At 58.0% G+C, this 19,764-nt stretch carries 22 protein-coding genes; 13 read left to right on the top strand and 9 right to left on the bottom strand.

Annotation, left to right across the window (positions count from 1 at the left end):
* Positions 1 to 33: 33 nt before the first annotated feature.
* The 11 genes from ACR0B8_RS03320 to ACR0B8_RS03270 all read left to right on the top strand — a co-directional run bounded on the left by ACR0B8_RS03320 (position 34) and on the right by ACR0B8_RS03270 (position 9,632).
* Complete coding sequence (locus ACR0B8_RS03320; RefSeq protein WP_170532894.1) at positions 34 to 588, top strand: DUF3305 domain-containing protein; 555 nt, start codon at positions 34 to 36, stop codon at positions 586 to 588.
* Positions 585 to 1,172: a DUF3306 domain-containing protein gene (locus tag ACR0B8_RS03315; protein ID WP_226688567.1), complete on the top strand. Its 588-nt coding sequence runs from the start codon at positions 585 to 587 to the stop codon at positions 1,170 to 1,172. The genes ACR0B8_RS03320 and ACR0B8_RS03315 overlap by 4 nt, the downstream gene beginning before the upstream one ends.
* A 4-nt stretch (positions 1,173 to 1,176) precedes the next feature.
* Positions 1,177 to 1,788: a TorD/DmsD family molecular chaperone gene (locus tag ACR0B8_RS03310; protein WP_170358029.1), complete on the top strand. Its 612-nt coding sequence runs from the start codon at positions 1,177 to 1,179 to the stop codon at positions 1,786 to 1,788.
* Positions 1,789 to 1,849: 61 nt separating this feature from the next.
* Entirely contained in the window at positions 1,850 to 2,038 is a 189-nt protein-coding gene (locus tag ACR0B8_RS03305) for a twin-arginine translocation signal domain-containing protein (RefSeq protein WP_170348411.1), read from the top strand.
* Positions 2,039 to 2,170: 132 nt separating this feature from the next.
* The gene (locus tag ACR0B8_RS03300; RefSeq protein ID WP_170348410.1) at positions 2,171 to 5,065 is read left to right on the top strand and encodes a formate dehydrogenase subunit alpha; all 2,895 of its coding nucleotides are present in this window, start codon (positions 2,171 to 2,173) and stop codon (positions 5,063 to 5,065) included.
* Positions 5,066 to 5,077: 12 nt separating this feature from the next.
* Entirely contained in the window at positions 5,078 to 5,671 is a 594-nt protein-coding gene (gene fdh3B, locus ACR0B8_RS03295) for a formate dehydrogenase FDH3 subunit beta (RefSeq protein ID WP_037307340.1), read from the top strand.
* A 110-nt stretch (positions 5,672 to 5,781) separates the two neighbouring features.
* Positions 5,782 to 6,132: a putative quinol monooxygenase gene (locus tag ACR0B8_RS03290; RefSeq protein ID WP_226688568.1), complete on the top strand. Its 351-nt coding sequence runs from the start codon at positions 5,782 to 5,784 to the stop codon at positions 6,130 to 6,132.
* A gap of 27 nt (positions 6,133 to 6,159) precedes the next feature.
* Complete coding sequence (locus ACR0B8_RS03285) at positions 6,160 to 7,359, top strand: formate dehydrogenase subunit gamma (RefSeq protein ID WP_170358024.1); 1,200 nt, start codon at positions 6,160 to 6,162, stop codon at positions 7,357 to 7,359.
* Positions 7,360 to 8,637, top strand: coding sequence for a c-type cytochrome (locus tag ACR0B8_RS03280; protein WP_480657755.1), 1,278 nt, complete (start codon positions 7,360 to 7,362; stop codon positions 8,635 to 8,637). It abuts the gene before it with no gap.
* Entirely contained in the window at positions 8,634 to 8,759 is a 126-nt protein-coding gene (locus ACR0B8_RS03275; protein WP_264187089.1) for a hypothetical protein, read from the top strand. Before ACR0B8_RS03280 ends, ACR0B8_RS03275 begins: the two co-directional genes overlap by 4 nt.
* Entirely contained in the window at positions 8,760 to 9,632 is an 873-nt protein-coding gene (locus tag ACR0B8_RS03270; protein WP_170358017.1) for a helix-turn-helix transcriptional regulator, read from the top strand.
* Positions 9,633 to 9,638: 6 nt separating this feature from the next.
* Here the strand turns inward: ACR0B8_RS03270 and ACR0B8_RS03265 are convergent, their stop codons facing one another.
* The 9 genes from ACR0B8_RS03265 to ACR0B8_RS03225 all read right to left on the bottom strand — a co-directional run bounded on the left by ACR0B8_RS03265 (position 9,639) and on the right by ACR0B8_RS03225 (position 18,528).
* A complete protein-coding gene (locus ACR0B8_RS03265) occupies positions 9,639 to 10,454 on the bottom strand; it encodes an ABC transporter substrate-binding protein (protein ID WP_170358015.1) in 816 nt (271 codons plus the stop codon).
* An 18-nt stretch (positions 10,455 to 10,472) separates the two neighbouring features.
* Positions 10,473 to 11,207, bottom strand: coding sequence for an ATP-binding cassette domain-containing protein (locus tag ACR0B8_RS03260; protein WP_480657758.1), 735 nt, complete (start codon positions 11,205 to 11,207; stop codon positions 10,473 to 10,475).
* Positions 11,200 to 11,913: an ABC transporter permease gene (locus ACR0B8_RS03255; protein WP_226688571.1), complete on the bottom strand. Its 714-nt coding sequence runs from the start codon at positions 11,911 to 11,913 to the stop codon at positions 11,200 to 11,202. The genes ACR0B8_RS03260 and ACR0B8_RS03255 overlap by 8 nt, the downstream gene beginning before the upstream one ends.
* 154 nt (positions 11,914 to 12,067) lie before the next feature.
* Complete coding sequence (locus ACR0B8_RS03250; protein ID WP_170374904.1) at positions 12,068 to 13,057, bottom strand: ABC transporter substrate-binding protein; 990 nt, start codon at positions 13,055 to 13,057, stop codon at positions 12,068 to 12,070.
* Between the two features lie 56 nt (positions 13,058 to 13,113).
* Positions 13,114 to 13,959: an ABC transporter permease gene (locus ACR0B8_RS03245; RefSeq protein WP_170358001.1), complete on the bottom strand. Its 846-nt coding sequence runs from the start codon at positions 13,957 to 13,959 to the stop codon at positions 13,114 to 13,116.
* A complete protein-coding gene (locus ACR0B8_RS03240; RefSeq protein ID WP_170349379.1) occupies positions 13,956 to 14,873 on the bottom strand; it encodes an ABC transporter permease in 918 nt (305 codons plus the stop codon). The genes ACR0B8_RS03245 and ACR0B8_RS03240 overlap by 4 nt, the downstream gene beginning before the upstream one ends.
* 7 nt (positions 14,874 to 14,880) lie before the next feature.
* Positions 14,881 to 15,675: an ABC transporter ATP-binding protein gene (locus tag ACR0B8_RS03235; protein WP_170348400.1), complete on the bottom strand. Its 795-nt coding sequence runs from the start codon at positions 15,673 to 15,675 to the stop codon at positions 14,881 to 14,883.
* Positions 15,676 to 15,731: 56 nt separating this feature from the next.
* Entirely contained in the window at positions 15,732 to 17,186 is a 1,455-nt protein-coding gene (gene hydA, locus ACR0B8_RS03230) for a dihydropyrimidinase (protein ID WP_170357995.1), read from the bottom strand.
* A gap of 91 nt (positions 17,187 to 17,277) precedes the next feature.
* Positions 17,278 to 18,528: a Zn-dependent hydrolase gene (locus ACR0B8_RS03225; protein WP_170348398.1), complete on the bottom strand. Its 1,251-nt coding sequence runs from the start codon at positions 18,526 to 18,528 to the stop codon at positions 17,278 to 17,280.
* Positions 18,529 to 18,699: 171 nt separating this feature from the next.
* On the opposite strand from ACR0B8_RS03225, the gene ACR0B8_RS03220 reads away from it, so the two are divergent.
* On the top strand, positions 18,700 to 19,308 hold the full coding sequence (locus ACR0B8_RS03220; protein ID WP_170348397.1) for a TetR family transcriptional regulator C-terminal domain-containing protein: 609 nt from the start codon (positions 18,700 to 18,702) through the stop codon (positions 19,306 to 19,308).
* A 108-nt stretch (positions 19,309 to 19,416) separates the two neighbouring features.
* The gene (locus ACR0B8_RS03215; RefSeq protein WP_170348396.1) at positions 19,417 to 19,713 is read left to right on the top strand and encodes a putative quinol monooxygenase; all 297 of its coding nucleotides are present in this window, start codon (positions 19,417 to 19,419) and stop codon (positions 19,711 to 19,713) included.
* The last annotated feature ends 51 nt before the right edge of the window (positions 19,714 to 19,764 follow it).

The following is a 19,764-nucleotide window of genomic DNA, read 5'->3' as shown; positions in this document are numbered from 1 at the left end:
GAAGGCAGGGGAGAGCCTTCCGGGGAGGACTAAGTGGCCAAGGCCGCAAGCCAGATTGAAATGCCAATCGGCGTCGTCGTGCGCAAAACACCCGGTGTTACCCGCTGGGCGAAATGGAACTGGCGCGCCGTTGCTGTGCTGCCCGGTGCCGGGCCAGCGGATTGGCTTGAGATGCGACGCGAGGGTGAAGCCGTGGAGTACCACGCTGCCACCCTTCCCCTGACGCTTTGGGCTGATGAAACTGAGGCCTACATGGTCAACCTGTCCGACGGACAACCTTCGATCTACCTTGTTCTTCGCGATGCGCTGGATGGCGAACGCCCGATGGATGCGGTGCTGGTCACGGCGTCCCCGTTCGAAGGGCAGGATTATGCAGATACCGGTGAAGAGGTCGTCGAAAAAATCCCGATGACTGAAGGGCTGATTGCCTGGGTTCGGGATTTCGCGCTGGAACACCACCGTGATGAGGTTTTCGTTAAACGCCGCCGCGACAAGAAACGGACGGACCTTGTAGAGGACGGCAAGGGGGATGCGCGTATCCGGCAGACCTCGGACGTTTACCGCGCACCGCGGAGGCTGTTGCAATGACCCAAGCTCACGATTTCTGGTCCCGCCGCAAAGCTGCCGTTCAGGCCGAAGCCGAGGCCGAGGTCATCGCGAGTGAAGAACAGGTCATCGCCACGCAACACGCCGAGTTGGAAGAAAAGAGCGACGCCGAGATTTTGGCACAGTTCAACTTGCCCGACCCCGATCAGTTGCAGGCTGGGGATGATGTCTCGGGGTTTATGGCAAAGGCCGTCCCTGACCGGTTGCGCCGCCGTGCCTTGCGGCGGCTGTGGCGGCTGAATCCGGTATTGGCCAATGTGGACGGGCTTGTCGACTATGGCGAGGACTATACTGACGCGGCCTGTGTGATCGAGAACATCCAGACCGCCTATCAGGTTGGCAAAGGAATGCTGAGCCACATCGAAGCATTGGCTGCAGAGGCCGAAGAGGATGCCCCCGAAATCGAACCCTTGGTGGATGAAGGTGAAACCCTGGCAGCCGAAGAGGAACCGGAAGTGGTTCCAACCCCAGCCCCCGCCCAGGTGGCCGTGGCATTTACCGATGAGGTGGACGAGACAGCGCCGCAGGTTGCCCCGCGCCGCATGAAATTTGAATTTGAAGGATGACGAAATGACCGCAGGCAATGCGCAAAATCTGGAAGTCTCGGCCGAAGATCGCCTGCGCGCGGATTTCTATAATTTTCTGGGTCTGCTTCTGTCAGGCCCACCAGATCAAATGCTGCTAGATCAGGTCGCGGGTCTGACCGGGGATGGCACAGACCTGGGTCAAGCCATTCAAGCCATGGCGCGGGTGGCCAAAGTCACCAAACCCGCCGCCGCGGAACGGGAATTCAATGCGCTGTTCATCGGACTGGGCCGGGGTGAGCTGCTGCCTTATGGCAGCTATTACCTGACCGGTTTTTTGAACGAGAAACCACTGGCGCAGTTGCGCAATGACATGGCCGTCCGCGGGATCACCCGAGCGCAGAACGTATTCGAGCCTGAAGACAACATTGCCTCGCTGATGGAAATGATGGCAGGCATGATCGTTGGCCGTTTTGGCGCACCCGCCACGGTCGAGGATCAAAAGGCGTTCTGGAACAAACATATCGGCCCCTGGGCCACACATTTCTATTCTGATTTGGAAGCAGCCGAAGCGTCGGTTCTCTATGCCTCGGTCGGCACAGCCGGTCGGGTGTTTATGGAAATCGAACGCGAGGCCTTCCGAATGACGGCGGTGTGAACCACCGCAACTCGCCAGCGCCCGAATTGGCGCTAGATCGCAAATGGGAAAGGAGAAGCCCATGAGCAAGACCAAGGAAGAAGGCGCCTCGCGCCGCGACTTCCTCAAACTGGCCGGAACCGCAGCGCCCGCTGCTGTTGCCGCAGCCACACTAAGCGGAAAAGCCGAAGCAGCCGAGCTGCCCACGGACGAAACCCGCATGCAGGACACAGCGCACACCCGCGCTTACCTGGACAGCGCGCGCTTCTAAGCCGCCTCGACTACGCCCGGTTCACCGACTGGACGATGTCACCAACCGACTGACGGTTGCGATTGGCCCTGACGTCGGCATCAGCAGTACCAAGCCAGCCGTGGCTTACACGGCGCGCAAGGGAGGAAAACAATGCTAAGGAAAAAGACCAACGGGGTTGCGAGACGCCCCCAGCGGACAAGTATCCTGTCCCAGGTCGGCGAGAAAACCGTCGATCGCCGCGCATTCCTGCGTGGATCGGGCCTGACGATCGGCGGCCTTGCCGCGATCAGCGCCACGGGTGGAACCGTGACGCCAGCCAGCGCCCAGACAGCGGCCAATCAGGCCGTTGAAAACATCAAATCCGTATGCACCCATTGTTCGGTCGGCTGTACAGTTGTCGCCGAAGTGCAGGACGGCGTCTGGATCGGGCAGGAACCCGGTTGGGACAGTCCGTTCAACCTGGGTGCGCACTGCGCCAAGGGGGCCTCGGTTCGCGAGCACGCCCATGGCGAGCGCCGCCTGAAATACCCGATGAAAAAGGAAGGTGGCGAGTGGAAACGCATCAGCTGGGAAGAAGCGATCAACGAGATCGGCGACGGCATGATGAGCATCCGCGAAGAGTCGGGGCCAGACAGTGTTTATTGGCTGGGTTCCGCGAAGCACAATAACGAACAGGCCTATCTGTTCCGCAAGTTCGCCGCCTACTGGGGTACGAACAACGTGGACCATCAGGCGCGTATCTGCCACTCGACCACTGTTGCGGGTGTTGCGAATACATGGGGCTACGGCGCCATGACCAATTCGTATAACGACATGCACAACAGTAAGGCGATCTTCATCATCGGCGGTAACCCGGCTGAGGCGCACCCTGTCTCGCTGCTGCATATATTGCGCGCGAAAGAGCAGAACAACGCACCGCTGATTGTCTGCGACCCGCGTTTTACGCGCACCGCGGCCCATGCAGATGAATATGTCCGCTTCCGCCCCGGCACAGACGTTGCGCTAATCTGGGGCATCCTGTGGCACATCTTCGACAACGGCTGGGAGGACAAAGAGTTCATCCGCACCCGTGTCTGGGGTATGGACCAGATCCAGGAAGAGGTTGCCAAGTGGAACCCGGAAGAGGTCGAGCGCGTCACCGGCACGCCCGGTTCGCAGCTGAAGCGCGTTGCCCGCACAATGGCCAACAACCGGCCCGGCACAGTCGTCTGGTGTATGGGTGGGACCCAGCACACCAACGGCAACAACAACACCCGCGCCTACTGCGTGCTGCAGCTTGCGCTTGGCAACATGGGCACCTCGGGTGGTGGCACCAACATCTTCCGCGGTCATGACAATGTGCAGGGCGCGACGGACCTTGGTGTTCTGTCTCATACCCTGCCCGGCTATTACGGCCTGTCCGCAGGTGCATGGGGTCACTGGGCACGTGTCTGGGGTGAAGAACCCGAATGGCTGGCTGGTCAGTTCGCCACGATCAAGGACAAGGAAGGCAAGGATAAACCGCTTCAGAACGAGCGCGGTATCCCTGTCTCTCGCTGGATCGACGGTGTTCTGGAAGACCCAGCAAACATGGATCAGGACAACAACGTTCGCGCCATGGTTCTGTGGGGTCACGCGCCGAACTCGCAAACGCGTGGGCCGGAAATGAAGACGGCAATGGAGAAGCTGGACATGCTGGTCGTGATCGACCCGTACCCCACCGTCTCGGCCGTTCTGCATGACCGCACCGATGGCGTTTACCTTTTGCCTGCCTGTACGCAGTTCGAAACCCGTGGCTCGGTCACGGCCTCGAACCGCTCGCTGCAGTGGCGCGACAAGGTGGTCGATCCGCTATTCGAAAGCTTGCCGGATGAGGTCATCATGGCCAAGTTTGCCAACAAGTTCGGCTGGGCGGACCGGTTCTTCCGCAATATCGAAATGGAAGACGCCGAAACCCCGAATGTTGAAAGCATCACGCGTGAGTTCAACTCGGGTCTCTGGACCATCGGCTATACCGGTCAGTCGCCGGAACGTCTGAAAAGCCATATGGCCAACCAGCACACGTTCGACAGAACGACGTTGCAGGCTGTTGGTGGACCAAACGACGGCGAATACTATGGTCTGCCATGGCCCTGCTGGGGCACGGCCGAGATGGGTCATACGGGGACTCCAAACCTTTATGACATGTCCAAACCGGTGGCCGAGGGTGGCCTGACCTTCCGCGCCCGTTTCGGGGTGGAACGCGATGGCGACAACCTGCTGGCCGAAGGGGTCTATAGCGTTGGGTCGGAAATTCAGGATGGATATCCCGAATTCACGATGCAGATGCTGATGGATCTTGGCTGGGATGGCGATCTGACGGATGAGGAACGCGCAGCAATCGACGCCGTTGCGGGTCCGAAGACCAACTGGAAAACCGACCTTAGCGGCGGCATCCAACGGGTTGCGATCGAGCATGGTTGTGCGCCCTTCGGGAACGCCAAAGCCCGTGCGGTCGTCTGGACCTTCCCGGACCCGATCCCACTGCATCGCGAACCGCTATATACCAACCGGCGCGATCTGGTGGAGGATTATCCGACCTACGAAGACCGTCAGGCCTATCGCCTGCCTACCCTTTACGCTTCGATCCAGAAGAACGACTTTTCAAAGGATTACCCGCTAATCCTGACGTCTGGTCGTCTGGTCGAATATGAGGGTGGCGGCGAGGAAAGCCGATCGAACCCGTGGCTGGCCGAACTGCAACAGGACATGTTCGTCGAGATCAACCCGCGCGATGCCAACAACCTTGGTATTCGTGATGGGTCTCAGGTCTGGGTCGAAGGTCCCGAGGGCGGCAAAGTCAAGGTGATGGCGATGCTGACCAACAGGGTCGGTGCCGGCGTGGCCTTCATGCCATTCCATTTCGGCGGCCATTTCCAGGGACAGGACTTGCGGGACAAATACCCCGCTGGCGCTGATCCCTACGTTCTGGGTGAAAGCTCCAACACCGCCCAGACCTATGGCTACGATTCAGTGACCCAGATGCAGGAGACGAAATGTACTCTCTGCAAAATCTCGGCAGCGTAAGGAGGACGATTTATGGCTAGAGCAAAGTTTCTCTGCGACGCTGAACGCTGCATCGAGTGCAACGCCTGCGTCACCGCGTGCAAGAACGAGCACGAGGTCCCATGGGGCATCAACCGCCGCAGGGTGGTGACGATCAATGACGGCAACCCGGGCGAACGCTCAATCTCGGTGGCCTGCATGCATTGCTCGGATGCGCCTTGCATGGCGGTGTGCCCGGTCGACTGCTTCTATCAGAACGAAGAAGGCGTCGTCCTGCACTCCAAGGACCTGTGCATCGGTTGCGGCTATTGCTTCTATGCGTGCCCCTTCGGCGCGCCGCAGTATCCGCAGGCCGGAAACTTTGGATCGCGCGGCAAGATGGACAAATGTACCTTCTGCGCCGGTGGTCCCGAGGAAACGCACTCGACCGCAGAGTTCGCCAAATACGGTCGCAATCGGATCGCCGAGGGCAAACTGCCCATCTGCGCCGAGATGTGTTCCACCAAGGCCCTGCTCGCCGGTGATGGCGACGTGGTTTCGGCCATCTACCGCGAACGCGTCGTGGCGCGCGGGTTTGGCTCGGGCGCCTGGGGTTGGGGCACGGCCTACGACCAGAAAGACGGTTAGTCCCGTTTTGAAATTGGCGGTCCCGTAGTGTCAGCTACGGGACCGTCCCAGCCCGGCCAAACCACTTGGCCGGGCAAAAGTTGGCGCGACCAACCTGAACGGAGTATTTCATGACCGAAGATGTTTATTGGCTGCTGAAACTTGACCTGCAAGCAGATCAGGATGACATATTCGATGCGCTAATGGCTGAAATGGTGGATGCAACACTAAATGAAAGCGGTGCGAAGTCCTATGAATGGCACCGCAGCGGATCGGCAGTTCACATATTTGAACGATACGCCAGTTCTGATGATGCGATGATCCATATGCAAAACTTCGGGGCAAATTTCGCAGATCGTTTTCTGGCAATTCTGACGCCAACTCAGCTGGACGTTTACGGCCCCGCTAATGAAGACCTGCACGCGGCGCTTACGCCGGTTGGAGCGGTCTTTCACAAACAAGTCAGCGGCTTTGACCGATAGACACGAACGACACAGGAGATTCGACAGATGCGCCTGATCTTAATGCTGCTGATCCCCCTATTCCTCACCAGTGTCGCCTTGGCTCAAGAAAGTGCGGATGTCCCGACTGAATCCGAACGCAGCACCACTGGCGGCGCCACGACACTGGAAGACATTCTGGCCCGTCAGCGCGGTGAAAAGGTCGACAATCGCTATCGCTCGGACAACACCGGTCAAGGCAATGCGGAAGGTCTGCTGGGCCAGTTAGGAACACGCGGCGTTGCCTCAGACAGTGATGTCTATCGCGCGATCCGATACGGCTCGGCCGATACAACAGTTTCATCCAAGGGGCCTGCGGCTGGCGTTCTAATCCAGGACGGTGGCATGTGGTGGCTGAACTTCCGCACAGGCCCCTTGCGCGAATACGGAACGTACATCCTGGGCGGAATGGCGGCCATCATCGTGTTGTTTTTCTTGATCCGCGGAAAAATCCGCATCGACGGGGAAAAAACCGGCCGCACCGTAACCCGCTTCAACGGTTTTGAGCGGTTCGGCCACTGGCTGTTCGCCGGGTCTTTCCTTGTACTTGGCCTGACCGGCCTGCTGACCCTTTATGGCCGTGATTTCCTGATCCCTCTTTTCGGGAAAGAAGGATTTGCGTCCATCGCGCAAGGCTGCAAATGGCTGCACAACAATCTCGCATGGGCCTTTATGCTGGGTCTGATCATCGTCACCGTGAACTGGATCGCCCACAACATCCCCAACCGGGTGGACTTGAAGTGGCTGGCCGCCGGTGGGGGCCTTTTCACCAAGGGCAGCCATCCGCCTGCCAGGAAGTTTAACGCAGGACAAAAGGTCATCTTCTGGGCCTGTATCCTGCTGGGCGTTTCGATCAGCCTGTCCGGGCTGTCGCTGCTGTTCCCGTTCGAATTGCCGATGTTCGCCAAGACCTTCTCGGTCGCCAATTCCACCGGTATTCCACAGATGTTTGGCCTGAATTTGCCAACCCAGATGTCCCCGCAGGAGGAGATGCAATACGCGCAGGTTTGGCACGTGATGATCGCCTATGTGTTCATCGCCATCATTATCGCCCATATCTATCTAGGTTCAGTGGGCATGGAAGGTGCCTTTGACGCAATGGGTACCGGCGAGGTTGAAGAACAATGGGCACGCGAGCATCACTCGCTGTGGTTGGAAGAGGTACAAGAAAAAGAGGCCGGTAAGGCAGCGGCCTCACCCGCGGAATAGATGCGCGGGCTGGTCGTGGCCCTGGCGCTGGTCCCCCTGCCCGCCATGGCCGAGTTTTTCACGCTCAAGGGTCACGGCGGACCGATCATGGGGATCGCCACCGCGCCGGACGGGCGGATCGCCACGGCCAGTTTCGACAACTCGGTTGGCTTGTGGTCGAACCGTACGCCCGAATGGCTGGAAGGGCACGAGGCAGCCGTAAACTCGGTCGCGTTCAACGGGCGCGCGATCTATTCAGCAGGCGATGATTTCACCCTGCGCCGCTGGCCGGGCGGAGAGGTTGTTGGCCAGCACAAAGGCAAGATCGTGGGGGTCGCGGCCTCGAAAACCCATGTGGCCACTGCTAGTTGGGACGGCACCATTGGACTTTGGCCCGAAGATGGATCGGCCGAACAAATGCTAACGGCGGGCAGCGGTGTGAACGCCGTCACTTTTTCACCAGATGGTGCAACCCTGTACTCGGCTGGCATAGATGGAACACTGCGAGTTTGGGATGTAGCCAGTGGACAGGAAATCCGGCGACTGGTGGAACACGGGTTCGGGATCAATGAATTGGTTCTGAACGTCGCCGACAACTGGATTGCCTATGGTGCAGTCGACGGTGTGACCCGCATTTTGGACCTGACCACCGGCGAAGAACGCGACTTTACCCTGGATCGCCGTCCTATTCTGGCGCTGGCACTCAGCCCGGATCGTAGCCTTTTGGCCGTGGGTGATGGTGAGGGCTACATCATGGTGATCGACACAGTCGAATGGCACATCGCGCAGGACTTCCGCGCCACTCTTCGCGGGCCGGTTTGGGCGCTGGCCTTTTCTACGGACGGTCAGAACATCCATGCGGGCGGCATGGATGAGGCGATGTATAGCTGGCCGGTTTCATCCCTCGGCGATCGCGCACAGATGGCAGCCACCGAGCCCAGCTTCTTGAAGAACCCCGAAGAAATGAGCAACGGGGAACGGCAATTTTCCCGCAAATGTTCGATCTGCCACAGCCTAACGCCCGACGGGCAAAGGCGTGCCGGGCCGACTTTGTATGGAGTCTTCGGACGCAAGGCCGGTACGCTGGCGGGATATTTCTACTCGGATACGCTGCAAGACTCTGATATCGTTTGGAATGACGAAACGATAAATGCCCTTTTCGACGAGGGGCCAGACCACTACATACCGGGATCGAAGATGCCGATGCAGCGGATCACTCAGGCCCAGGATCGCGATGACCTGATTGCCTTTTTGCGCCGCGCAACGGCACCGGAGAATAAGACCGGAGGAGACCAATGAAAGCCTTTCTTGCCGCTGTGGCCGTAATGGTCGTAATCACCGTCGCTGCGCCCTATGCACTGCAACAGGTCGGCTTCAGCGCCGCCGATGCGGGAACCGGTTCGGCTGTGCGCCTCGACTGAATGTCCGAATACCTGACCACCAAAGAGCTGGCCGACCTGCTGCGCATTGGCGAGCGTAAGGCCTATGATCTGGCCTCATCCGGCGCGGTCCCCTGCGTGCGCGCCATGGGCAAGCTGCTGTTTCCTCGGGCTGAGGTCATCGCCTGGCTGAACGCATCCCGGTCCGGCCCGCAAGTGGCAGAACCCGCCCTGCCCCCGATCATTGCCGGCAGCCATGATCCGCTGCTTGATTGGGCTTTGCGCGAAAGCGGCTCGGGGCTGGCCACGTATTATGACGGTTCCTTCGACGGGCTGACCCGTCTGAAGGACCGCAGCGCGCAGGCTGCGGCGCTGCATATTCATGAGGATCAGGGGTTCAATACGCAATCCCTGCGCGCCAACCTGGGTGAAGCCCCGGTGGTTTTGTATGAAATCGCGCAGCGACAACGCGGATTGCTGTTGGCACCAGGTGTCTCCGGCATCACCGGCTTTGCCGATCTGAAAGGACGGCGGGTGATCCTGCGGCAGGACAGCGCCGCCAGCCAACGGCTGTTCGACGCACAGCTAGAAGCCCACGATCTGACACGCGACGATCTGGACGCCCTACCCGCCTGCGCCCGCACCGAAGAAGAACTGGCCATTGCCCTGCATGACAGCAAGGCTGAGGCCGGGTTTGGGTTGGGTGCCCTGGCCAGCCTATACAATCTGGGCTTCGCGCCCACCCATACTGAACGGTTGGACCTGGCCATCTGGCGCCGCGCTTATTTCGATGACCCGATGCTGAAACTTCTCAGCTTTTTTCAGTCTGAAAGTTTCGCCAACCGTGCTGCCGAATTCGGTGGTTATGACTTGTCCGAGTTGGGCACGATCCACCACAACGGCGCAAGCGGCTGACCCCGATCACTCGGCGTTGGGAAAGAACAACTGCTCACCATCCAGCTTGTAAGACGCAATGGCCGCCTGCCCGTCGGGGCCGATCAGCCAGTCAATGAATCGTTGACCCGCTGCGGCCCGGACCTGCGGATGCTTATCCGGGTTCACAAGGATGATACCGTATTGATTGAATAGACGCGGGTCACCCTCGACCAGAACCTCTAGATCCCCCCTGTTGCCAAAGGATTGCCACGTGGCGCGATCCGTCAGCACATAGGCCCCCATCCCGCTGGCCACGTTTAAAGTCGCCCCCATGCCCGAGCCGGTCTCGCGGTACCACGTCCCCGATGCGGCGGTCGGATCGGCACCCGCCCAATCCCAAAGGCGCATCTCGGCCTTGTGCGTTCCGCTGTCATCTCCGCGCGAGGCAAAGGGCGCTTCGGCTTCGGACACCGCAACCAGCGCCTCAACGATATCCATGCCACCCCGCACCTTGGCCGGATCGGATTTTGGCCCGACCAGAACAAAATCGTTGTACATCACGTCAAACCGCTCGACCCCCCAACCGTCGTCAACGAATTGTTCCTCGGCTGGTCTGGAATGCACCAGCAACACGTCCCCATCCCCGTTGATGGCATTGCGGATCGCCTGACCGGTGCCCACGGCAACAACGCGTACGTCAATACCCGTCTCGGCCTCGAACCCCGGCAGGATGTAATCCAGCAAACCCGAATTCTGAGTGGACGTCGTCGATTGCACCACGATAAAGGGTTCCTCGGCGTTGGCGGACGCAGCGGTCAAACCAACGGTGAAAAGAGCTGCTCGAAAAAAAGTTCGGATCATTTAGATCTCCGTTATTGTTTAAGTGACTAGCCCGCCAGCCAGATATCGGCGTGCGGCGTCGCTTTTGGGGGCATCCAGTACCTGTTTGGCCACCCCATGTTCAACCACGTGACCGCCCTGCATCATCACGATATCGGCGGCTAACCGCCGGGCCTGCCCGATGTCATGCGTCACCATAACGATGCGGACACCCCGGGTTGAGGCGCGCAGGATCATCCTTTCGATCATCTGCGTGGCATTGGGATCAAGCGCGCTGGTAGGTTCATCCAGAAACAATGTCTCTGGGTCCAGCGCGAGGGCGCGCAGAATGGCCAGCCTCTGCGCTTCTCCCCCTGACAGGGACCGGGCGGATTGGTGGGCTTTGCCATCCAGACCGCCTTCGGTCAGCAATTCCTCGATCCGGGACTTGCGCGTGCTGCGCGGCACCCCCTTGCGCTTCAGCACAAAATCCAGGTTGGAAGCAACGGTCCGGCGCAACAGCACGGGCTGCTGAAACACCATCGCCTGCCGCGCCTTGTGATCAGCATTCAGCTCGACACCATCCTGCCGAACCTGCCCGCGATCCGGCACAATTAGCCCGTGCAGACAGCGCAGCAGCAGGCTTTTGCCCGATCCATTCGGCCCAAGAATCAAGGTTGGCCCCGGACCACCAAGGATAAGCTGCGGCACATCCAACAAGGCCTTGCCTTTACGGGTGATCCGCATCCCATCAACCGACAAACAACTGGCCAATTGCAAAGTCAAATCACGCATGGCGCAACCCCTCCTGCTCGGCTCGCAGACTGAGCGTGCTGACCATTGCGTTCACCCCCACCGCGATACCGATCAGGATCGCCCCCAGTGCTAACGCCAGCGCCAGATTGCCCTTTGAGGTCTCCAAAGCAATGGTTGTCGTCATAACACGCGTCACGTGATTGATATTGCCGCCAACGATGATCACCGCACCGACCTCGGCAATGGCCCGACCAAATCCAGCCAGCAGTGCGGTCACCAGCGCCAATCGCGCATCCCACAACAGCACCGGAACCGATGCCAGCCGGGACACCCCCAGTGAGCGGAGCTGTTCCGAATACTCCTCAGCCAGCAATTCGACCACTTGCCGGGTCAACGCTGCGATGATGGGGGTAACTAGAACAACCTGCGCAATGATCATCGCGGTCGGCGTATACAGCAACTCAAGCACACCCAACGGACCCGAGCGTGACAACATCAGATAGACCAACAGCCCGACAACGACCGGTGGGAACCCCATCAAAGCATTCATCAGCACGATCAGAATTCGACGTCCCGGAAACCGAGCGACCGCCAAAGCCGCACCAACGGGCATGCCAATCAACGCAGAAATCAGCACGGCAAAGATGGAAACTTTCAGGGACAGCAACACAATCGCCCACAACTCTGCATCCCCGTTTAGGATCAAAGTCATTGCCGAGTTGAATTCTGATGCAAATCCCTGCATTTCCTACCGTATAACGAGCATTTCGTACAAAATGCGCCTAATTTCATAAAGATACTAGACCATTTACTCACCAAGTACAGACACGATTCCGACATCCCCAAACGAAAACGCGGCCCCTGTTGGGGCCGCGCGTGTTCAGGCAATTGAACTGGGATCAGTTCAGCGCCGCATCTGTGATCTGATGTGTCCAGGCCCCATCAGGCTGCTTGGTGATCACTGGGTCAGACCCACCTGCCAGCAAGGTACCCACGGTACGTTCAAAATCGGCCGGATCCAACGCGCCATTCGAACCCGCGGTCAGTTTGGCGATCTCGCCCATCATGCGCTTCTGATGCTCTTCGGTCTGGGCACCGGTCGCGTCATTCTCAAGCACGATGTCGGCTGCCTCATCAGGGTGTTCTTCAGCGTATTTCCAGCCTTTCATCGAAGCACGAACAAAACGCTCCATTTTTTCAACAAAGGCCGCGTCACCCAAGTTTTCCTCAAGCACATACAAACCGTCCTCCAGCGTCGCCACGCCCTGGTCTTCGTACTTAAAAGTGACCAGCTCATCCGGGCTGACGCCAGCATCGATGACCTGCCAATATTCATTATAGGTCATGGTGCTGATGCAATCGGCCTGACGCTGCAGCAAAGGATCAACGTTGAAGCCCTGTTTCAGAACCTCGACGCCGTTTTCACTTTTGCCACCGGTGTCGATACCCAACTGGCTCATCCAGCTCATGAACGGGAATTCATTACCAAAAAACCAAACACCCAGCGTGCGGTTCTTTAGGTCCTCGGGCGAGGAAATCCCGGCATCTTTCCAGCAGGTCAACATCATGCCTGAGCTTTTGAACGGCTGCGCGATATTCACCAGGGGCAGACCCTTTTCGCGTGCGGCCAGTGCGGCGGGCATCCATTCGACGGTCACATCCGCACCACCGCCGGCAATGACCTGAGTCGGTGCGATATCCGGGCCGCCAGGCAAAATGGTGACGTCCAGTCCCTCTTCCTCGTAGAACCCTTTGTCTTTGGCCACATAATAACCCGCGAACTGCGCCTGAGTGACCCACTTGAGTTGCAAAGTCACCTCATCTGCGGCCAGCGCTGCGCCGGCAGTCAGGCTAAAGGCAGCGATCACCCCGCTGAGTAGCTTGTTCATCTTCATATCTCCTAGTTGTTGTTGGCGCCCCATTTTTGGGGTCTGTTAATTTCCATTTATCCGCGTTGCGACGGGTGCCAGAATGTCACCCCCTTTTCGATCATGGCGACCAGCCCATAAAACGCCGTCCCGGCCAAAGCAGCCACGACAATCTCGGCCCAGACCATATCCAGTGACAGTTGCCCGACACTGGTCGATATCCGAAAGCCCATGCCCAGAGTTGGAGAGCCAAAGAACTCGGCCACGATAGCGCCGATCAGCGCCAGAGTGGTAGAAATCTTTAGCCCATTGAAAACAAACGGCATCGCCGCGGGCAAGCGCAGTTTCAGAAAGCTCTGCCAATAGGTCGCGGCATAGGTCTCCATCAGGTCGCGTTGCATGGTGGTCGCTTCGCGCAGACCTGCTACGGTGTTCACCAGCATCGGAAAGAACACCATCACCACGACCACCGCCGCCTTGGAATGCCAGTCGAACCCGAACCACATCACCAGAATGGGGGCCGTCCCGACAATAGGCAGGGCCGCCACAAAGTTCCCGACCGGCAACAATCCGAGGCGCAGGAAATCCCAGCGATCCACGGCAATCGCCATCAGGAAGGCCGATCCGCAACCGATAATGTAACCGCTCAGCGCGCCTTTGATGATGGTTTGCACGAAATCCGCCCACAGGATTGGCAGGCTGTCAGCAAAGCGCACAGCGATCACTGACGGTGCAGGCAAAATGACCAACGGCACATCAAGCCCGCGCACCAGCAGTTCCCAAATTGCAATCACGGTCAGTCCAAAGATCAGCGGCGCCAAAAACCGCACCGTCTTTGTATCGGCATAAGGTCCACTGGCCAGGCGGCTGTTCAACCACCAGCCAAACAGCCAGACGCCAATTGCACCAAGAACAGGTATCATTGCGCCATCCCCATCCGTTTCAGGACCGCGCGCTCGATCAGACCCAACAGCCCGACCAGACAGGCCGCCAGGATGGCCGCCGCAAACAACGCCGACCAGATTTGCACGGTCTGACCGTAATAGCTGCCAGCCAGCAGTCGCGCACCCAAACCAGCCACGGCCCCTGTCGGCAGCTCTCCGACGATAGCCCCGACCAGTGAGGCCGCGATTCCGATTTTCAGCGAAGTAAACAGATACGGCATCGACGCTGGTAAGCGCAGCTTCCAGAACCCCTGAGACCGACTGGCATTATACGTGCGCAACAGGTCCAATTGCATCGCATCGGGGCTGCGCAGCCCCTTCACCATACCGACCACGACGGGGAAAAAGCTAAGGTAGGCCGAGATAATCGCCTTGGGGATGATCCCCTGAATACCTATCGAATACAGCACCACGATGATCATCGGGGCCAGCGCGATGATTGGAATGGTTTGGCTTACAATGGCCCAGGGCATGACCGACAGGTCCATCACTCGGCTGTGTACAATTCCCACTGCCAGCAGAATGCCCAACCCGGTGCCAATCGCAAAACCTAGAATAGTGGCGCTGAGTGTCACCCAGGAATGATAAATCAATGATCTTTTCGAGGTGATTTTCTTCTCGACCGTGGTGTCCCACAGCTCTTCGGCCACCTGATGCGGTGCGGGCAAACGCGGTCGGTCCTGTTCCCATGTCTCATCAATGGCATAGGGGTTGTCGATGACCAACTCGAACTCGCTCATGTCGCGGCGGTCAACAGCTTTGGGCGGATCGACTTGTTCCCCGGCTCGTTCGAATTCAGTCAGAACACCTTTGATGTTCATCGGCACGCTGGCGGCATACCAGAACAGGATAATGACGCCTACAACGGTCAAGACGGCCCAGACAGCTTTGATCCCTGCACTAGTCATCCGTATGCCCCGCCCGCAGCCCCTCGCGCACACGATGGGCGACTTCGATGAATTCCGGCGTGTCGCGGATATCCAGCGGCCGTTCCTTTGGCAGAGGGCTGTCGATCACATCAGTGATCCGCCCCGGTCGCGGGCTCATCACCACGATCTTTGTGCTGAGATACACCGCCTCAGGGATCGAGTGCGTCACGAAACCGATGGTCTTTTCAGTGCGCGCCCAAAGTGCCAGAAGCTGTTCGTTCAGGTGATCGCGCACGATCTCATCCAGCGCGCCAAAGGGCTCATCCATCAAAAGGATATCGGCGTCAAAAGCCAGCGCCCGCGCAATGCTGGCGCGTTGCTGCATACCGCCAGAAAGCTGCCAGGGGAATTTCCCGCCAAATCCCTCTAGATCAACAAGTTCCAGAACTTTTTTAACCCTCTCTTCCTGCTCGCTGGCGGAATAACCCATGATTTCCAAGGGTAGTTTAATGTTCTTGGCAATGGTCCGCCAAGGATATAGCCCTGCCGCTTGAAACACATAGCCATAGGCCCGGTTCCGCCGCGCCTCATCCGGCGTCATTCCGTTGACGGTTAACGTTCCCCCTGTCGGTGTTTCCAGCGCCGCGATACAGCGCAGAAAGGTGGTTTTACCACAGCCCGAGGGGCCGATGAAGCTGACGAAATCGCCTTTGTCGACTGTCAGGTTCACATCCTTGAGCGCATGGATTGGCCCGTCGTTTGTTTGGAAGGTAAGGTCCAACTGCCTTGCCTCGATTACGGGCTGGGTAGTGCTTTCAGTATTCATTCCATTGCCTTGAAAAGGTTTGGCTTTAGGGTGCCTTGGTGACAATCCCTGCGCAATCAGACACCCGTCGCCGGAATGCCCGTCCGCTCAACCGGGCGCGGCGCAGTCAGCTCTTTCCACGTACTCAGCGCCTTGTTCACGTGACCATTGGGCTCGCGCGCTACAAACTCTCCATGCCCTTCCTGCGTGCGGATTTCACCGTCATGCACGGCCACCTGTCCACGGGTCAGCGTAAAGCGCGGCAGACCTTTGACCTCTTTACCCTCGAACACGTTGTAGTCGATCGACGATTGCTGGGTATCAGCGCTGATCGTTTTTGCTTTCTCAGGGTCCCATACAACGATATCGGCATCCGCCCCCACAAGGATCGCACCCTTTTTAGGATAGCAATTCAATATTTTGGCGATGTTTGTTGAAGTCACGGCCACAAACTCATTCATCGTCAAACGCCCCGTATTCACACCATGGGTCCACAGCATCGGCATCCGATCCTCCAGCCCACCGGTCCCATTCGGTATCTTGGTAAAGTCACCGACGCCAAAACGCTTTTGGTCGGTGGTAAAGGCGCAATGGTCAGTGGCCACAACGCTCAATGTCCCGGAATGCAACCCGTTCCATAGACTGTCCTGATGCTGTTTGTTCCGGAACGGGGGGCTCATGACGCGCCGCGCCGCGTGGTCCCAATCCTGATGGAAATACTCGCTTTCATCCAACGTCAGGTGCTGGATCAGAGGCTCACCCCACACCCGTTTTCCATTCATCTTGGCCCGGCGAATGGCTTCATGCGCCTCTTCACAGGATGTATGCACCACGTAAAGCGGCACGCCCGCCATATCGGCAATCATAATGGCCCGGTTGGTCGCCTCGCCTTCAACCTGTGGCGGTCGCGAATACGCATGCGCTTCGGGGCCTGTATTTCCTTCGGCCAGCAGCTTGGCGCTTAACTCAGCCACGACATCGCCGTTTTCAGCATGCACCATCGCGATGCCACCCAACTCAGCCAATCGCTTGAACGAGGCAAACAACTCATCGTCATTCACCATCAGTGCGCCCTTGTAGGCCATGAAGTGCTTGAACGTATTGATGCCGCGCGTCTCGATCACCGTTTTGATGTCGTCAAACACCTGTTCGCCCCACCAGGTCACCGCCATATGGAAGGAGTAATCGCAGTTTGCACGGGTCGACTTATTATCCCAGCGCTTCAAGGCATCAAGCAGACCCTCACCGGGGTTTGGCAGCGCGAAATCGACCACCATCGTGGTGCCCCCGGCCAGCGCCGCTCGCGTCCCGCTTTCGAAATCATCGCTGGAATAGGTTCCCATGAACGGCATCTCAAGATGCGTGTGCGGGTCAATCCCACCGGGCATCACGTAACACCCCGTCGCATCAAGCACTTTGTCGCCCTTAAGATCCATTCCGATCTCGGTGATCACACCACCTTCGACCAGCACATCCGCCTTATAGGAAAGATCGGCGGTCACGACGGTTCCGTTTTTGATAACAGTGCTCATTTTAATCTCCCTGACGCGGTCTGCGCCGCTTGCTTCATCTGGCCAAAATACCTCGGGTGAGTCGCTTTTCGGGCGACAGGGGCAGCGTCCCTTACTCCACAATCTCTGCGGTTTCGACGACCGCATGAAACAGAACATCTGCCCCGGCGGCCGCCCAGTCTTTACTGATCTCTTCGGCCTCGTTGTGGCTCAGCCCATCAACGCACGGACACATGACCATCGCGGTTGGTGCCACTCGGTTGATCCAGCACGCATCATGTCCTGCGCCCGAGATGATGTCGGTGTGCGAATACCCCAACCTCTCTGCCGCATCGCGAACCGCCTTTACGCACCCCTCGTCGAACGTCACAGGGTCAAAGCCGCCAACTTTCTCGAATTCGATCTGAAGGCCCATCTCTTCGACGATATCTTCGGCGGCAACACGCAGGCGGTTAACCATGTCGGTGATCACGTCCAATTCGGGTGAGCGGAAATCGACCGTGAAAACAGCCTTGCCGGGGATCACGTTGCGAGAGTTCGGATAGACATCGATATGCCCTGCTGCACCGACCGCATGGGGCGCATGCGACCAGGCGATTTCATCCACTTTCTCAAGGATGCGTGCCATTGCAAGGCCAGCATTCTTGCGCATTGGCATCGGGGTCGACCCAGTATGGGAGTCCTTGCCCGTCACGGTGATCTGTGTCCAGCTCAGGCCCTGCCCATGAGTAACAACGCCGATGTCCTTACCCTCGGCCTCAAGGATCGGCCCTTGTTCGATATGCAGCTCAAAGAAAGCGTGCATCTTACGTGCGCCGACCTCTTCGTCGCCCCGCCAGCCGATGCGATTCAATTCATCGCCAAACTTTTTGCCCTCGGCATCCTCGCGGTCATAGGCCCAATCCTGCGTGTGCATTCCAGCAAAAACGCCCGAAGACAACATAGCCGGCGCGTAACGTGTGCCTTCTTCGTTGGTCCAGTTGGTCGCCACGATGGGATGTTTGGTTTTGATGTCCAGATCATTCAGCGTCCGTATGATCTCTAACCCGCCCAGCACGCCCAGCACGCCGTCATATTTCCCGCCGGTCGGCTGCGTATCCAGATGTGAACCTACATAAACCGGCAGAGCCTCGGGGTCAGCCCCCTCTCGGCGAGCAAACATATTGCCCATTTGATCCAGGCCCATTGTACAGCCCGCGTCCTTGCACCATTTCTGGAACAAGGCGCGCCCTTCAGCATCCTCATCCGTCAGGGTCTGGCGGTTGTTGCCCCCAGCAACACCGGGGCCAATCTTTGCCATCTCCATCAGGCTATCCCAAAGTCTGTCGCCATTGATCCTGAGGTTTTGCGCCGGAGCTGCCATTGGTGTCTTCCCTGTTGCTTGCGATTTGGCTCGCTTTTGGTGTCTTGATTTGACCATCTGGTCAAACTCACGCTATCACGGGTTCGAGATCAGTCAAGAAATTGCATGGTGCCGCCGGAATTTTCGGCATAATTGGCCCCCGCATGGCAAAAAAAGAGACACGCTGGAAACATGCCCAAGGATCGCGCCCCGACCCGAATACAGAGAAAGAACCGCGCTGCGATTCTCGAGGCCGCGCTGAACGTGTTTTCCGCCCACGGATTTCGCGGCGCAACTGTTGATCAGATTGCTGCCGAAGCTGGGCTAAGCAAGCCGAATTTACTGTATTATTTCCCGTCGAAAGAGGCGATCCATACTGCCCTGCTTTCGGGGCTGTTGGACACATGGTTGGCCCCCTTACACGAGTTGGATGCCGACGGAGACCCGATGGAGGAAATCCTGTCCTACATCCGCCGCAAATTGCAGATGAGCCGTGAGTTGCCGCGTGAAAGCCGCCTGTTCGCGAACGAGCTTGTTCAGGGCGCACCGCGCATTCACGAGGCTTTGTCGAATGACCTTAAGGCGCTGGTGGACGATAAAACCACGATCCTGACGCAATGGATGGATGAGGGCAAAATTGCGCGCCTGCATCCCTATCATCTGATCTTTTCAATCTGGGCCTTGACGCAGCACTACGCCGATTTCGATGTGCAGGTCCGTGCCATTCTGGGCAACGAGGATCCGTTCGCAGGTGCTGAACCGTTTATTGATACGCTTTATCGCAAACTTCTGGCACCCTAGAAAAACAGTCTCACGGAACCCTTGGCAGACCATTCCATCTTGCCATGATATACTGGGTCAATTGAGGTGACTTTCATGCGGCAGCAACACCGAAAGGAAGGTGACTGCATGATCATTCGCATATTTCAGGTCGTTACACGCCCCGGCAAAGAAGAAGAGTTCGGGAAGTTCTTTCACGAGACGGCGATCCCGCTCATGAAGGGAACGAAAGGGATAGTTCAGGTCATACCCGGGGCGCCGCGTGCCGATACACCCAGAGAGTTTAGTTTTGTTATGGTTTGGGAAGACCTTGAGTCTCTGAAGGCTTTTGTAGGTGACGATATTTCCAGCCCTCATATTGATCCTATGGAAGCTGAACTGGTCGAGTCGCGCTCAATCAGACATTATGAGCTTGTCGACAGTTAGCTTACGGCGATTTTCCATCTAGTTCGCGATTCCCAATGGATAGCTTTGGCT

Source organism: Ruegeria sp. BH6, from assembly GCF_056538105.1.
This window is presented reverse-complemented; position numbering and strand designations above follow the sequence as displayed.